We start from the raw sequence: 15,300 nt of genomic DNA on the forward strand, positions 1-15,300 counted from the left end.
CTTCCTCCGCGGGCCCGTGTGTAACACGAACCCGCGGAGCGCACGCTCTACAAGCCCATCTGTTTCGCGACGATGATCTTCATGATCTCGTTGGTGCCCGCGAAGATTCGCTGCACGCGCGCGTCCATGAAGGCGCGCGTCACCGGGTACTCGAGCATGTAGCCGTAGCCGCCGAAGAACTGCAGGCACGTGTCGATCACGCGCTGGCTCATCTCGGTCTGCCAGAGCTTCGCCATCGAGCACTCTTTGACGAGGTACTTCCCGCGCACGTGCTCGCCGACGACCTTGTCGAGGAACGCGCGGCCCACCTCGCACTCGGTCGCGCACTCGACGAGCTTGAACTGCGTGTTCTGGAACTTGCTGATCGGCTTGCCGAACGCCGTGCGCTCCTGCGTGTAGCGCACCGTGTCCGCGAGCACTTGCTCGGCGCACGCCTGCGCGCCGATCGCGACCACGAGGCGCTCCTGCTGCAGCTTCTGCATCAGCATGAGGAAGCCCGCGCCCTCGTCGCCGAGACGGTTCTCGACCGGGATGCGGCAGTCCTCGAAGTGCAGCTCGCTCGTGTCCTGCGAGGCCATGCCCATCTTCGCGAGCTTCTTGCCCTTCACGAAGCCGGGCCGTCCCGCCTCGACGACGAAGAGCGACATCGAGCGGTGCGGATCACCGGGCGCGTTCTCGGTCTTCGCGACGACGATGCACAGGTCGCAGAGGATCCCGTTCGAGATGAACGTCTTGCTGCCGTTCAGCACGTACTCGTCGCCGACGCGCTTCGCGGTGGTCGCGACGGCTGCGAGGTCGGAGCCGGTGCCGGGCTCGGTCATCGCGATCGCGGTGACGAGCTCGCCGGACGCGCAGCCGGGCAGCCACTTCTTCTTCTGCGCGTCGTTCCCGAACGAGTGGAGGTAGGGGACGATCACGTCGCTGTGGAGCGGGATGGCGAAGCCCGACTCGTAGACCTTCGCCATCTCCTCCATGATCACGACCGAGTGCAGGAAGTCGCCGCCGGCACCGCCGTACTGCTCTTCCATCCACGGGCAGAGGAAGCCCTCGGCACCGGCCTTCCGCCACGCGTCGCGATCGACGATCCCGCTCGCGCGCCAGCGCTCCTGGTGCGGGATGACTTCCTTCTCGAGGAACTTGCGGAACGACTTTCGGAAGAGCTCGTGCTCCTCGGAGAACAGGGTGCGATCCACGACGCGCCTCCTCGGCTGAATGGCGATTCAGTCGAGGAGGATACCAGACGCTCCCTAGGGCGGCGGCGGCAGCATCACGAGCGTCGGGACGTTGCGATTCGTCGTCGTACCGTCGCCGATCTGGCCGTTGCGATTGTCGCCCCAGCACACGATCGTGCCGGCGGCGCGCAGCGCGCAGACGTGGTGGTTGGTCGTCGCGAGCGCGGTCGCGTCCGAGAGCCCGCTCACCGTCGTCGGCGTGCTCGAGTCGGTGTTCGTCGCGTTGCCGAGCTCTCCGTCCTCGTTGTCACCCCAACACCGGACCGACGACGCGAGGCGCGCGCAGGTGTGATCCGCGCCCGGCGCGATCTCGAGCGCCCCGCTCAGGTTGCGCACCGGCACCGGGACGAGGCTCATCGCGCCGGTGACGCCGAGCTGCGCGTCGCCGTTGTCACCCCAGCACTCGACGGTCCCGTCCGAGAGGCGCGCGCAGCTGTGCCGCAAGCCGGCCCCGATCTCGACGGCGCCCGAGAGCCCGAGCACCGACACCGGCGTCCAGCTCGTCGCCATCGAGCCGTCGCCGAGCTGACCACGGTCGTTCCTGCCCCAGCACACGACCGTTCCGCCGCTGCGGCGCGCGCAGGTGTGATACCCGCCGGCGGCGATCTCGAGCGCGCCGCTCACCATCGCGAGCACCGGTGCGCGTCGCTCGGTGGTCGTGCCATCGCCGAGCTGCCCCTCCGTGTTGTCGCCCCAGCAGTAGACCGCGCCCGTCGTGGTGCGCGCGCAGGTGTGGTGCTGCCCCGCCGTGATCTCGATCGCGTTGGTGATCGTCATCACGTCCACGCGGGTCGCGGACTGCATCGCCGAGCTCGCGTTGCCGAGCTGACCATCGAGGTTGTTCCCCCAGCACGCGATCGATCCCGTGCGGCGTCGCGCGCAGGTGTGACCGTATCCCGAGGCCAGCTCGACGGCGTCGGTGAGGCCCGTGACCCGCGCCGGCGTGGTCTGCGGCGTCGTGGTGCTGCCGTTGCCGATCTGCCCGTGGACGTTGTAGCCCCAGCAATAGACCTCGCCGGGCGTTCGGATCGCGCAGCTGTGATGGTAGCCGGCGACGATCCCGACCCAGCGCCCGCTCGGCGTGCCGGCGCAGACGCCGCGCGAGCACACGTCGTCGACCGTCGTCGAGCTGCCGTCGTCGCACGAGGCGCCGTCGTCGAAGGCGTACGCGCACGCAGTGCCGGAGCAGGTGCCGGTCGCGACGTAGCACGCGGTCGGCGTGGGCGGGGAGTCGCAGGGGTCGGCCGGGCCCCAGCGGAAGCAGCCGGGAAGGGCCTCCTCGCAGCGCATCTCGCCCGACGCCGAGCACGAGCCCGCGCCGAGCGTGCACTCGCTGACGCAGCCGGGGCTGCACTCACCGTCGGTGCACGTCTCGCCGTCTTCGCAAGACTGCGCCGCGAGCCAGTCGAGGCACGAGTCCGCGTCGGCCTGGCCACACGCGCGCGTGCTGGTGGGGCTCCCGCACATCCGGTCGCTCACGGTGCACTCGTCGGTGCACGTCTCGGTGCACTCGCCGCCCGTGCACGTGGTGCCGTCCGCGCAGGGCTCCGCCGGGAGCCAGTCGAGGCACGAGTCGGAGTCCGCTTGGCCGCACCCTCGCGCGCTCGAGGGGCCCGCGCACGTGCGCTCGTCCGCCGAGCACTCGTCCGCGCACTCCGATCCGCAGACGCCGCTCGAGCAGAAGGGAGCTGCGTCGCCGCAGGGCTCGGGCTCGCTCCAGACGAGGCACGCATCGGCGTTGCGCTCGCAGACGACGACGGCATCGTCGGTGCACTGCCGCTCGTCCTCGGTGCACACGTCGCAGGCGAGCCGCGCGAGCGTGACGCTCGCCGTGACCTCCTCGCCGAGCCTCGCGACGACGGTGACGCGACCTTCCGCGAACGGCATCGACTGGCGCAGCCCGGTGACGACGACGTCGAGCGGGACGTCCGCGGCGTCGTCGCCCAGCCGGATCACGATCTCGTGGACCGCTCGGACGCGCGCGTCCATGTCGTCCGACGCGACGGTGAGCTCGTCGAGCGCCCACGCGTCGTCGTAGAGCACTTCGATCCGAACCAGGGTCTCGGCCGGAGCGCAGGCGCTGAGCAGGACCAGCCAGGCGAGGGTGCGTGCGTGTTGCATCGTCGGTCCTCCTCAGCGCCAGTCGACGAGCGCGCAGCCCGTGCTGCACTCGATCCCGCCGTCGTTCGTCGCGAGCACGGCCACGGTCGTCGCCGCCGCGATCGCGACCACGACGCCTCCGATCACCGTCCAGAACGGCCAGTCTTCCCACAGCTCGGGGCCCCTCGTGTCGGTGCCCGGTGGTGCGATCGGCTCGGTGCTCTCGACCACGGTGGCGGCCGCCTCCTCGGGCGTCGGGACCACCGGGGGCGATGCGATCTCGGTCGCCGGCTCCTCCTGCGGCGCGGGCTCGGGGCCGAGGATCGCCAGGCGCTCGCGCGCGATCTCCGCGTGGGTGCCGGTGGGATCCGCGTCGAGATAACGCGCGTAGTCGACGCGCGCGCGGCTCGTCCGTCCCGCCTCGCGCGCGCACTCGGCCATGTTGAAGAGGAAGAGAGGGCGCTGGCTCAGCGCGTAGCCCGCCTCGAACTCCGCGTACGCGTCGTCGAACCGGCGCTCTGCCACCAGCGCTTGGCCTGCATCGAAGCGCGCTCGCGCGCGTGCGGTGGCGTCGCCCTCCTGCGCGGCGGCGGTGCCTGCGGAGAGGAGGACGGCGAGGACGAAGCTCGCCGTCGACGAGGTTCGGAAAGCTCTCATGGTCGGTCACTCAGCGGATGGTGTGGAGGAGCACGGTGGCGTTCGGGACCCGCTGCGCCGGGTCCTTCTCGAGCAGCCACATCACGAGGTCGTTCGCCATCGGGTCCACGGCGCGCTCGGGCGCGCGGACGCGGGGCGGGACGACGGGGTCGTAGCGATGTCGATCGATCACGAGCGCGGGTGACACGTCGTCGAACGGAAGGACGCCCGCGAGCGCGCGATAGAGGACGACGCCCAGCGAGTAGAGGTCGGCGCGCCCGTCGATGGCCGCGCCTTCCGCGTGCTCGGGAGCCATGTAGGCGGCGGTCCCGAGCGAGAATCCGCTCTCCGTCAGGCGCACCTCGTCGAGGAGGAGCGCGTGGCCGAAGTCGAGCAGCATCGCGGCGGGCTCGCCGGCTTCCGGGAGCACGATGTTCGACGGTTTGACGTCGCGGTGCACGATCGACGCGCGGTGGATCGCGCCGAGCGCACGAGCGATGGCGGCCGCGATCGGACGGAGCTCGGCCCAGGTCATCGCGCCCGCGCCGAGGCGCTGCTCGAGGGTGTGCCCCTGGATCCACTCGCTCACGAGGTACGGCGCGCCGTCGTCGGTGTGACCGGCGTCCAGCAGGCGCGCGACGAACGGATGATCGATCGCGCGCTGTGCCTCGCGCTCGCGGCCCGCTCGCTCGACGGAGCGGGCCTTCTCCGCGAGGTGCGGCGCGTAGACCTTCACGGCGACGGCGTCGCCGGCGCGCTCGCCGCGATAGACGGACGCGGCCGCGCTCCGCGAGACGAGGCGCTCGATACGCACTCCCGGAACACGCGGGAGCTCCGGGGCTGGCTCGTGGTGAACCATGGCTCACTCCGCGAAGGGGTCGGCGATGATCGTCCGCTCGGTCGTGGTCGGCCGGCGCGTGCCCACGTCGGGCTCCGGCTGCTCGACGCGCGGCTGCGCGCGGCGAGGCCTCGGCGTCTCGACGTGCCGCGCGGGCGCGCGCTCGCTCTCCTCCGACCGGGCTGCCGGAACGTCCTCGCGCGCAGCCTCCTCTCGAGCCGGCGCGATCGCGGTCGGCGGCTCGGCCGCGGGCGGTTCGGGCGGCGGGAGCACGGCAGGCTCGGCCGGCGTGGCGACCTGCTCCGCGGGGCGCGCTGTGCCGGCGGCAGGAGCGTCGGCGGGCGCATCGCTTCCGCGCGACGCGATCGCGATGGCGAACGCGATCGCGACCGCCGCGCCGCACGCGAGGAGCACTCCGAGCCCCACCGCCCAGAGGCCAGTCGAGCGCCGCCGCACCACGCGCGCGGCCGGCGCCTCCCCGTGCGCGCTCGGGCTCGTCTCGACCCACGTGCGCAGCGACGCGCGGAGCTCCTCCATCGTCGCGAAGCGATCGGCGGCGTGCAGCGCCAACGCGCGAGAGAGCGTTCGATCGACGGCCGCCGGCAGCGCGGGGTTGCGAGCCCGCGCCGACGGAACCGCGCCGCTCGCCTTGTGCACGAAGAGCTGCGAGATGTTGGCCGCGTCGAACGGGGGAGCTCCGGTCAGCATCTCGAACGCCGTCGCGCCGAGCGCGTAGACATCGGTCGCGGGCCCGACGGCGCCGCCGTACATCTGCTCGGGAGCGCAGTACGCCGGCGTGCCGATGAACGTTCCGGCCTGCGTCGCCTTCGTGTTGGCGCTCGCGCCCGAGTGGGTGAGCGACTTCGCGATCCCGAAGTCGAGCACCTTGAGCGTCTGGGCCCCGCCGTCGCCCCGCGCGAGGAAGAGGTTGTCCGGCTTCACGTCGCGATGGATCACGCGCGCGGCGTGCGCACGGCCGAGCGCGTCGGCCGCTTGATCGAGGACGCGCACCACTTCGGTCAGGGGCATCGGGCCGCTGCGCTGCAGGCGCTCCGCGAGCGTCTCGCCCTCGAGCAGCTCCATCACCGCGTAGGCGCGCCCGTCGCGCAGCGTGCCGAAGTCGAAGTAGCGCGGGATGTGCGGGCTGCCGATCGCGCTCGACGCGCGCGCCTCGAGGACGAACCGGTCGATCACGTCGGACGACGCGGCGACCTCCGGCAGGAGCACTTTGATCGCGACCTCGGTGCCGATCTGCGGGTGCACCGCGCGATAGACCGATCCCATGCCGCCCGTGCCCAGCAGCGCCGTGATCCGATAGCTCCCCACGGTCGTCCCGATGAGGTCCGTGGGCTCGGCGTCGGCGGCGGTGTGGAGCGAGAGGCTCGAGAGCGCGGCCTCGATCTCGCTCGCGCTCGGACGCGCGTGCGGATCGTGATCCAGGCAGCGCAGGACGAGCGCGTCGAGCTCACGCGGGACCCTGCTCCGCGTCCCGAGCGGCGTCGCGCGATCGCGCAGCTTCGCGGCGATCATCGCGACCGGCGTCGGCGATGCGAACGGAAGGCTGCCCGAGAGCATCTCGTACGCGATGGTCCCGAGCGCGTACACGTCGATCGCGCCGTCCTGCGAGACCTCGCCGCGGAGCTGCTCGGGCGACATGTACGCGGGCGTGCCGATCATCTGCCCGGTCGACGTCAGGCGATCGTCGCCGACGATCGTGCGGCTCAGCCCGAAGTCGCAGAGCTTCACGACGTCGCGCCGTCCCGACGAGTGGGAGAGCATCAGGTTCCGCGGCGTCAGGTCGCGGTGGACGACGCCGTGGTCGTGCGCCGCCATCAACGCGCGCGCGACCTGCACGAGGATCGGCACCGCGCGCGACCAGGGGAGCGCTCCCTCGCTCTTCAGCGTGTCCGCGAGGCTCACGCCGGCGATGCGATCCATCGCGAGGAAGTGCAGGTCGAGCGCGCCGTCATGACCGAAGTCGGTCACCGCGACGATGTTCTCGTGATGGAGCTGGCTGGCGAGGCGCGCCTCGCGCAGGAAGCGCTGCGCGTGCTCCGGCCCTCCGAGCTCGGGCCGCAGGACCTTGAGCGCGACGCGCTTGCCGAGCACGAGGTGCCGTCCGCCGAAGACGAACGCCATCCCGCCTGCGCCCAGCCGCTCTTCGACGCGGTAGCGCTCCCCGAGCACGAACGCGCCTGCCACCTCGCCGTCGTTCGGGCAGAACGGTCGATCGTGGAACGGCGCCGCGCAGCGCGGACATTGCGCGTGCTTCACGACGACCTGCGACGTCGCGGGCGTCGAGCCGCTCCCGGTGCCGAGCTGCGTTGGTTTGGGCGACGACATGGGCTTGCGGCTCCACAGCAGGTCTCGTGCCTCGCGGCGCTACGGTCCTCGAAAGCTCGCCGGGTCGAGGCTCCAGCGCTTCAGCAACCGATAGAAGTGCGCGCGCGAGAGGCCGATCTCGCGGCTCGCGCGACGCACGTTGCCGCGGTGCTTGCGGAGCGCGCGCTCGAGATCCGCCTGCTCGGTGTCTCCATCGCGGCGCGGAGTGTCTTCTCGGGGCGTCTCGGGAGACATGTCTCGCGGTCCCACGAGACGCGGCGCGATCGAGCTCGGAGACAGTGGGCCTTCCTCGGCGAGCGCGGCGCTCCGCAGCACGTTGTCGAGCTCACGGACGTTCAGCGGCCACGCGTGGAGCGCGAGGAGCTCCATCGCCTCGACGTCGATCGAGCGAGGCTGGCCGGCGCGCGCGAGGAGGTGCGCCGCGAGCGCCGGCAGATCTTCCGGACGCTCGCGGAGCGCTGGCAACCGCAGCTCGACGCTGGCGAGGCGGGCCAGGAGATCGGCGCGGAACTCCCCGCTCCGGACGCGCGCCGCGAGGTCTCGGTTCGTCGCGCTCACGACGCGAACGTCGACGCGCTGCGCGCGCGCCGACCCGACCGGACGCACGAGCCCGTCCTCGAGCACGCGGAGCAGCTTCGCTTGGGTCGCGGGCGGCAGCTCGCCGACCTCGTCGAGGAAGAGCGTGCCGCCGTCGGCGGCGGCGAAGAGACCGCTCCGCGCCTGCGCGGCGCCGGTGAACGCCGCGCGCGCATGACCGAAGAGCTCGGTGTCGGCGAGCTGCTCGGGGAGCGCCGCACAGTTCACGGCCACGAACGCGCCGGCCCGCCCGCTGCCCTCGTGGAGGAGGCGCGCAGCGATGTCCTTGCCGGTCCCGGTCTCGCCGAGGATCAACACGCTGAGCGGCGTGGGCGCGACGAGGCCGATCTGCCTGCGCACGCGCGCGAGCGCACTGCCACCCACGAGCGGTCCGGCGTCGGCGGGCGCCCATGGCTCGGTGCGCACGCCGACCCGGAGCAGCGTCCGTCCCGCCCGCACGATGGCCCCGTCGCGGAGCGGCACGCGACCCGTCGCGCGGGCGCCGTCGACCCAGGTGCCGTTGCTGCTCCCGAGGTCCTCGATCGCCTCGCCACCGGCGTGGATCAACGCGTGCTCGCGTGAGATCGCGTCGTCGTCGATCACGATGTCCGCGCCGGTGTCGCGCCCGATTCGTTGATCGCCGCGCAGCGCGATCGAGCTGGGCGCGCTCGGCCCGTAGAACGTCGTCATCCACCGCGTCGATGCGCGAGCCGGGCGCGTCGTGCGGACCGGCAGGATCGCGGTCTCACCGGGCGTCGCTCGTGAGGCGCTCGTCATGCTTCGACGTGGCTCTGCAAGCGCGGCGGATGATATCGCAGGCGCCCGCGTCGTTTCCAGGGCGCGCGGGGAGGGGTCTTCTCGGACCCCTCCCTCCCGATCACAGCTCCATTCCGGCGCGGATGCGAAGCGTCGCGTGCGCGACGTGCAGATCCGCGAGCGCCTGGATGCGCAGCACCTCGGCCTGGAAGTAGTCGCGCTGCGCCTGGATCAGATCGAGCTGCGTCGCCGCGCCCGCGTCGAAGCGGACGCGCGCGTCCTCGGCCGCACGCTGTGCCGCAGCCGCGCCCGCGATCGCTGCCTCGGTGCGCGCGCGGGCCGTGCCCACGCGCTCGTACGCGTCGAAGATCGCGGTCTCGGTCTGCTGCACCGCGCGCTCGAGCTGCACCTCGGAGACCTCGGCCTGGGCGGCGCGCGTCGTGATCTGCGCAGGCCGCAGGAAGTCGAGCGTCCACACCGCCTGCACGCCGAGCGCGTACGACCAGTTCGCGCCCTGGAAGCCGCCCGCGTTCGAGCCGCTCTCGCGCGCGTAGCCGCTGACGATCGGCAGCAGCGAGGTCCACGCGGTGTCGGCCGCGATGTCCGCCGCGCGCGATGCCGCGCGCGCCGCGCGCACCGCGGGCAGATCGGGCGCGTTCGCCATGTAGCGATCGAAGGGCTCGAGCCCGGGCGGGATGTCCTCGAGCGACGGGCGCTCGTCGATCGGCGTGATGCCCGTGAGGTTCTGGAGGTTGCGCGCAGCGAGCACCACCGCGAGGCGCGACTCCGCGAGCACCTGCTGCGCGCGCGTCACCTCGGCCTCGGCGCGCGAGAGCTCGAGCTGCGCGGCGACACCGACCTCGACGCGCGCGGCCGCCGCGTCGCGGCTGCTCACGAGCGCCTCGAGGTTGCGCTCCGACGCTTCGACGACGGCGCGCGAGCCCACGAGCTGGTGCCACACCTGCACGATCGCGACGGCGACGTTCTGATCGGCGAGCTCGAGCCGCGCCGACGCCGAGTCCGCGAACGCTTCGGTCTGGAAGTAGACCGACCACCCGCCGACGTCGATCAGCGGCACCGTCGCGGTGAACTGCGCCGTGAGCGAGTCGAACGGCTGGATGACGACCTCGCCGCCGGTCAGCGGGTTGTCGAACGCCGCCTCGAACTCGTTCCGCTGGTAGCCACCCTGCGCGGTGAAGCTCGGCAGGAGCCGCGCGCGGGCCTCGTCGACCTGCGACTGCGCCTGGCGCAGCGCGGCGCGCGCCTCGCGGACGTCGAGCGAGCCCGTCTCACGGGCGGCGAGGAACTCGCGCAGCGGCTGCTGTGCGTGGGCCCCGCTTGGCGAGGCGAGCGTCGTCATCAGCGCGACGAGCGAGAGGACGGGAACAACACGATCCATGTCGAGGGCCTCCGTGGGGTCCGGTTCGCTTGACGTCGAGAGCACCCGGATCCAATGACTGACCGACCAGTCAATCAACGCGTCGAGTTTCTGATGCCGCGCTCGCCGAAAGACAACCAGGAGATTCGAGATGCACGCCGCGAGGAGATCCTCGCCGCGGCGGCCCGGGTCTTCGCGGCGAAGGGCCTGTCGCAGTCGAAGATCTCCGACATCGCGGCGGCCGCGAACCTCTCGCACGGCCTCGTCTATCACTACTTCGACAGCAAGGACGCGATCTTCGGGGCGATCGTCGATCAGATGATCGCGAAGATCGACGCCGACCTCGCCTCGGACGTCGAGCTCACCGCGTTCGAGCGCCTCGTCGCGGGCATCGAGCGCTCGCGCGACCGTGTCTGTGCGGGCGGCCTCGAGCCGGGTCGTGTCGTGGCGCAGGCGATGATGCAGGGAGTCATCCCCGATCACCTGCGTGGTCGCATCCACGAGCACTTCGGTCGTCTTCATCGTCGCATCGCGGAGCGCATCGAAGAAGCGCAGCGGGACGGTGACATCGAGCCGGATGCGGAGCCCGTCGAGCTGGCGTCCGCGCTCGTCTGCCTCATGCGTGGTCTGTCGATGCGCGCGCCCGACATGCCGCACCTCCCGTTCCCCATCCCCCGGACGGACACGATTCTTCGTTTGCTCCGTCCGTCGTCAGCCCCACAAGACACGCGCCGTGCAACCCCCCGCGCGGCACGAGGACCGAATGCACGTCGCAGATAGGTACAGAAGACTCGCCATCACCCTCCTCCTCGCGTCGAGCCTCGCGGCGTGCGGCAGCGGCGGCGGAGACCACGCGCAGGCCTCGCAGCGGCCGGCGGCCGAGACGCCCGCGGTCGCGGTGCGCACGGCGACGGCGCAGGGCCGACAGCAGGCCGTCACGCTGACGCTCGACGGCACCCTCGTCGCGGACGAGGAGTCGCAGCTGACGTCGGTCGTCGCGGGTCGCGTCGTGGAGGTCCTCGTCGAGCGAGGCGCGGTGGTGGAGGAAGGTCAGCCGATCGTGCGACTGCGCGACGTCGACTACCGCCTCCAGGCCCAGTCCGCGCGCGCGCAGGTCGAGCAGGCCCGCGCGCGTCTCGGCATGGACCAGAACGCGCCGGTGCCGCGCGCCGAGGACATGCCCGACGTGCGCGCCGCGCAGTCGGCGCTCGAGCTCGCGCAGGCGAACCTGCAGCGCGCCGAGGAGCTCGCGCAGCGCGGCGTGCTCGCGCAGCAGGCGCTCGACGAGACGCGCACCCGCGCCGCGCAGGCCCGCGAGCAGTACCAGACGACGCTCAACAACGCGCGCGCGTCGATCTCGTCGCTCTCGTCGGCACGCACGACCCTCGCGCAGGCGGCCACGTCGGCGTCGGAGGCGACGGTGCGCGCGCCGTTCGCGGGTGAGATCGCGAGCCGCAACGTCTCGGTCGGCGAGTACGTCACGCCGCAGTCGCCGATCGTCAGCCTCGTGCGCACCGATCCGCTGCGCATCGAGGTGCAGGTGCCGCAGCAGCACCTCATGGCGGTGCGTCCCGGACAGACCGTGCGCATCGCGGTCGACGCGGTGCCGGACCGTACGTTCGAGGGCACCGTGCGCTACGTGAGCGCCGCGGTGCAGCGCGAGACGCGCGGCCTGACGGTCGAGGCGATCGTGCCGAACCCCGAGCGCCTCCTGCGCCCGGGCCTCTTCGCGACCGCGCGCATCGAGACCGGATCGCAGCAGGACGTCGCCGTGGTGCCGGCGTCCGCGGTGATGACCGAGGCGGGCGTCGATCGTGTGTTCGTCGTCGTCGACGGAGCGATCGAGGAGCGCGTCGTGTCGATCGCGGAGCGCAGCTCGGAGGAGATCGTCATCGCCGAGGGCCTGCGCCCGGGCGAAGAGGTCGCGACCGACGCGCTCGATCAGCTCGGTGACGGAGTGCGCGTCGCGCCCGCCGGCGCGGCGACCGCGGCGGCGCCGAGCGCGCCCACGCCCCAGCCCTGACGTTCGAGAAGGAGAAGCTCAGCGATGCAGTGGCTGGCCCAGATCTGCGTACGGCGCCCCGTGTTCACGTGGGTGCTCGTGCTCTCGCTCGTCGTCGTCGGCGGCGCGAGCTTCTTCGGTCTCGGCGTCGACCGTTTCCCGAAGATCGACTTCCCCGCGATCATCGTGACGACGGTCCTGCCGGGCGCTTCGCCCGAGCAGATCGAGACCGAGGTCACCGAGCAGATCGAGGAGCAGCTGAACTCGATCAGCGGCCTCGACGAGCTCACGTCGAGCTCGTACGAGGGCTTCAGCGTCGTCGTCGCGCGCTTCGACCTCGAGAAGGACGTCGGCGAGGCCTCGGAAGAGGTGCGCGATCGCGTCGGTCGCGTGATCTCGGAGCTGCCCGAGGGCGTCGAGCAGCCGCGCGTCGAGCGCGTCGATCCCGACGCCGCGCCCATCATGTACGTCGCGGTCCGCACGAACCGCAGCGCGCGCGAGGCGACCGACTTCGCCGATCGCGTCCTGCGGCGCCGCATCGAGTCGATGAACGGCGTCGGTGGCATCGCGATCAGCGGCGCCCGCGAGCGCGAGATCCAGATCGTCACCGATCCCACGCGCCTCGCGTCGTTCGGGCTGACCGCGCGCGACGTGCAGGTCGCGCTGGCGCGCGAGAACGTCGAGATCCCCGGCGGCAACGTCGAGCAGGGCGCGCGCACGTTCCAGCTGCGCGTCGCGGGCCGCATCGAGAACCCGCAGGACTTCGCGCTGGTGCCGATCCGCGAGCGCGAAGGGCGCGTCATCCGCGTCGGCGACGTCGCGCAGGTGCTCGACGCCGGCGAGCAGCCCGAGTCGAGCGCGACCATCGACGGCGAGAGCGTCGTCGTGCTCTCGATCCGCAAGCAGTCGGGCGCGAACACCGTCGCGGTGATCGACGCGCTCCGCGGGCGCATCGCGGAGATCCAGCGCGACATCCCGCCGAGCTACCAGCTCGAGATCGTCCGCGACGAGAGCGAGTTCATCCGCAACTCGATCCACGCGGTGCAGGAGCACCTCATCGTCGGCGGTTTCCTCGCCGCGCTCGTGGTGCTCCTCTTCCTGCGCAACGGTCGCTCGACCGTGATCACCGCGCTCGCGATCCCGACCTCGATCATCGCGACGTTCGCGCTGATCGCGGCGCTCGGTCTCACGCTGAACGTCATCACGCTGCTCGGCCTGACGCTCTCGGTCGGCATCGTCATCGACGACGCGATCGTCGTCCTCGAGAACATCGTCCGGTACATCGAGGAGAAGGGCTACGACCCGAGGCGCGCGGCCGTCGTCGCGACCAAGGAGATCGGCCTCGCCGTCCTCGCGACCTCGCTCTCGCTCGTCGCGGTCTTCCTCCCGATCGCGTTCATGGGCGGCATCATCGGCCGCTTCATGTCGAGCTTCGGCTACACGATGTCGTTCGCGATCATCGTGTCGCTCTTCGTCTCCTTCACGCTGACGCCGATGCTCTCGTCGCGCTGGCTGAAGGGCCCCGTGCGCGCGGGACGCCCCTCGCGTCCCTCGCTCGAGCCCGAGGCGCCGGAGGAGGACGATCTCGAGATCCCCGATCCCGCGCCCGGCGATCGTCGCCAGGAGCGCGAGACGTACCTCGCGTGGCAGAAGGGCACCCGCCGCGTCGAGGATCTCTCGGAGCTCGCGGGCGGTGCGCACGAGGGCGGTGGCTGGCTCTACCAGCGCATGGAGCGCGCGTACATGTGGCTCCTCGCGCTCTCGATGCGGCACCGCTGGGCCGTCGGCATCGTGCTCGTGATCTCGCTCGTCTCGCTCGGGCCGATGACCGCGGCGGTGCCGAAGAACTTCCTGCCCAACGAGGACGAGTCGCGCTTCGAGATCACGGTGCGCACGCCCGAGGGCACGTCGCTCGCGCAGACCCAGCTCGTCAGCGAGCGCATCGCGCGCGCGGTGCGCGAGCTCCCCGAGGTCGATCAGACCGTGCTCACCGTCGGTGCGCCCGCCGGTGATCCCAGCGGTCGCGGCGCGAACCAGTCGTCGCTCTACGTCCGGCTCGTGCCCGCGGATCGCCGCGAGCGCTCGCAGGACGCGACGATCGAGGCCGTGCGCTCCGACGTGCTGCCGAACGTCACGCCCCAGGGCGTCGACGTGCTCGTGAACCCGGTCGCCGCGTTCGGTGGCTCGGGCCAGCAGGCCGCGCCCATCCAGTACGTCATCTCGGGCCCGGATCTGAACCAGCTCGATCAGTACGTGCAGCGGATGCTCACCGAGGCGCGCCAGCTCCCCGGCGTCGCCGAGGCGAGCACGTCGCTCGTCACCGGTCGTCCCGCGTACGAGATCCAGGTCGATCGCCGCCGCGCCGCCGATCTCGGCGTGAGCGTCGTCGACATCGCGAGCGCGATGCAGCTCATGGTCGGCGGCGTCGAGGTCACCGACTACACCGAGGCCGGCGAGCAGTACGAGGTCCGCGTGCGCGCGGACGCCGACTTCCGCAGCCGCCCCGAGGACATCGCGCAGATCACGGTGCCGAGCGCGACCGGCCAGGCCGTGCGCCTCAGCGACGTCGCCGAGATCGTGCCGACCACCGGTCCGGCGTCGATCCAGCACCTCGGCCGCCAGCGCCAGGCGACGATCTTCATCTCCACGCGCCCCGGTGCGTCGGAGCAGGCGATCGTGCAGGGCCTCGAGCAGATCCGCGCGGGCCTCGACATGGAGCCGGGCTACGGCTCGGCGCTCTCGGGGCGTTCGCGAGAGATGGGACGCGCGCTCCAGAGCTTCCTGATCGCCGTCTTCCTCTCGTTCACCTTCATGTACCTGGTGCTCGCGGCGCAGTTCGAGAGCTGGATCCACCCGGTGACGATCCTCGCGTCGCTGCCGCTCACGCTGCCGTTCGCGATCTTCTCGGTGCTCGCGCTCGGGCAGTCGCTGAACATCTACTCGATGCTCGGCGTGCTCGTGCTCTTCGGCGTCGTGAAGAAGAACTCGATCCTCCAGATCGATCACATCCGCGGGCTGCGGAGGAAGGGTCTGTCGCGCGCCGACGCCGTCATGCTCGGCAACCGCGATCGACTGCGCCCCATCCTCATGACGACCATCGCGTTCGTCGCGGGCATGGTGCCGCTGCTCGTGTCGAGCGGCGCGGGCTCGGGCACGAACCGCGCGATGGGCTCGGTCATCGCGGGCGGTCAGACGCTCTCGCTGCTGCTCACGCTGATCGCGACGCCGGTCATCTTCTCGTGGCTCGACGACCTCTCGCACTCGCGCGTCGTGAAGTTCGGCGGGCGCGTGATGCTGGCGCCGTTCCAGCTGGTGGATCGCCTGGTCTCGAAGAAGGAGACGCACGCTCCCGCGCACGTCGGGCACCCGGTGCACGCCGAGGAGCGCCCGCGCGATCTCGAGGCGTCGGCCGAAGAGGAGTGAGTGTGCGCGTAGCGCC

Annotated in this window: 10 protein-coding genes; 3 read left to right on the forward strand and 7 right to left on the reverse strand. The window is 71.7% G+C overall.

Annotated elements, in window-relative coordinates:
* Positions 1 to 47: 47 nt before the first annotated feature.
* The 7 genes from I5071_RS07925 to I5071_RS07955 all read right to left on the reverse strand — a co-directional run bounded on the left by I5071_RS07925 (position 48) and on the right by I5071_RS07955 (position 9,880).
* On the reverse strand, positions 48 to 1,193 hold the full coding sequence (locus I5071_RS07925; RefSeq protein ID WP_236604799.1) for an acyl-CoA dehydrogenase family protein: 1,146 nt from the start codon (positions 1,191 to 1,193) through the stop codon (positions 48 to 50).
* Between the two features lie 54 nt (positions 1,194 to 1,247).
* The gene (locus I5071_RS07930; RefSeq protein WP_236604800.1) at positions 1,248 to 3,353 is read right to left on the reverse strand and encodes an RCC1 domain-containing protein; all 2,106 of its coding nucleotides are present in this window, start codon (positions 3,351 to 3,353) and stop codon (positions 1,248 to 1,250) included.
* A gap of 12 nt (positions 3,354 to 3,365) precedes the next feature.
* Positions 3,366 to 3,989: a tetratricopeptide repeat protein gene (locus tag I5071_RS07935; RefSeq protein WP_236604801.1), complete on the reverse strand. Its 624-nt coding sequence runs from the start codon at positions 3,987 to 3,989 to the stop codon at positions 3,366 to 3,368.
* A 10-nt stretch (positions 3,990 to 3,999) separates the two neighbouring features.
* A complete protein-coding gene (locus tag I5071_RS07940; RefSeq protein ID WP_236604802.1) occupies positions 4,000 to 4,782 on the reverse strand; it encodes a serine/threonine-protein kinase in 783 nt (260 codons plus the stop codon).
* Between the two features lie 48 nt (positions 4,783 to 4,830).
* Entirely contained in the window at positions 4,831 to 7,149 is a 2,319-nt protein-coding gene (locus I5071_RS07945; protein WP_236604803.1) for a serine/threonine-protein kinase, read from the reverse strand.
* A gap of 39 nt (positions 7,150 to 7,188) precedes the next feature.
* Positions 7,189 to 8,502, reverse strand: a complete 1,314-nt coding sequence (locus I5071_RS07950; RefSeq protein WP_236604804.1) for a sigma 54-interacting transcriptional regulator — start codon at positions 8,500 to 8,502, stop codon at positions 7,189 to 7,191.
* Positions 8,503 to 8,602: 100 nt separating this feature from the next.
* Positions 8,603 to 9,880, reverse strand: a complete 1,278-nt coding sequence (locus I5071_RS07955; RefSeq protein ID WP_419249628.1) for a TolC family protein — start codon at positions 9,878 to 9,880, stop codon at positions 8,603 to 8,605.
* Positions 9,881 to 9,973: 93 nt separating this feature from the next.
* Here I5071_RS07955 and I5071_RS46965 point away from each other — a divergent pair, with 93 nt between their 5' ends.
* From I5071_RS46965 to I5071_RS07965, 3 genes are read left to right on the forward strand one after another with little or no spacing between them, the layout of a single operon-like run.
* A complete protein-coding gene (locus tag I5071_RS46965; RefSeq protein ID WP_419249629.1) occupies positions 9,974 to 10,639 on the forward strand; it encodes a TetR/AcrR family transcriptional regulator in 666 nt (221 codons plus the stop codon).
* A complete protein-coding gene (locus tag I5071_RS07960; RefSeq protein WP_236604806.1) occupies positions 10,593 to 11,882 on the forward strand; it encodes an efflux RND transporter periplasmic adaptor subunit in 1,290 nt (429 codons plus the stop codon). The genes I5071_RS46965 and I5071_RS07960 overlap by 47 nt, the downstream gene beginning before the upstream one ends.
* A gap of 24 nt (positions 11,883 to 11,906) precedes the next feature.
* Positions 11,907 to 15,284, forward strand: coding sequence for an efflux RND transporter permease subunit (locus I5071_RS07965; protein ID WP_236604807.1), 3,378 nt, complete (start codon positions 11,907 to 11,909; stop codon positions 15,282 to 15,284).
* Positions 15,285 to 15,300 lie beyond the last annotated feature (16 nt).

The organism is Sandaracinus amylolyticus (genome assembly GCF_021631985.1).
Lineage (GTDB): Bacteria > Myxococcota_A > Polyangia > Polyangiales > Sandaracinaceae > Sandaracinus > Sandaracinus amylolyticus_A.